1 protein-coding gene is annotated in these 557 nt (G+C 73.4%); it reads left to right on the top strand.

Annotated elements, in window-relative coordinates:
* A partial coding sequence (locus ACFWJO_RS37920; protein ID WP_386872689.1) for a cyclase family protein occupies positions 1 to 557 on the top strand: 557 nt, incomplete at both ends.

The following is a 557-nucleotide window of genomic DNA, read 5'->3' as shown; positions in this document are numbered from 1 at the left end:
GGGCGATCCAGGTGTGCGTATCCGTCCCGCCCTCACCGTCGCCCAGGACGGGGTCGCGGTCATGGCCCTCGAGATCGGCTCGCATGCCGGCACCCACGTGGACGCCCCGTGCCACACCGTGCCGGGCGGCCGCACCGTCGAGGGGCTGACCTGGGACGAGCTGTGCGGGGACACCCTCGTCCTCGGTCTGGCCGGGCTCGCCCCCGGGGAGCCGATCTCCGCCGCGCGCCTGGCCCCCCTCCTGCCCGGCACGGATGCGCAGACGCCCGCCCGACTCCTGCTGGCCACGGGCTGGGATCGACACTGGCGCGACGGCCTCCTCCGCGCGCGTCATCCCTTCCTCACAGGAGAGGCCGCGGCCATGCTGTGGGATCGTGGCATCCGTCTGTTGGGGGTGGACATGCTCAGTCCCGATCCCACCGGGCTCGCCGGTGAGCCCGACCTTCCTGCCCACGCGGCCTTCCTCGGCGGCGAGGGGATCATCGGCGAGAAAATCGTGGGGCTGGAAGCGATCCGCAACGCAAGGGCGGAGCCACGCGCCGAATGGTCCGCCCGCC

Source organism: Streptomyces sp. NPDC127092, assembly GCF_042722475.1.
Classification (GTDB): domain Bacteria; phylum Actinomycetota; class Actinomycetes; order Streptomycetales; family Streptomycetaceae; genus Streptomyces.
Note: the sequence above shows the minus strand (reverse complement) of the source record. Positions and strands in the feature narration are given on the sequence as shown.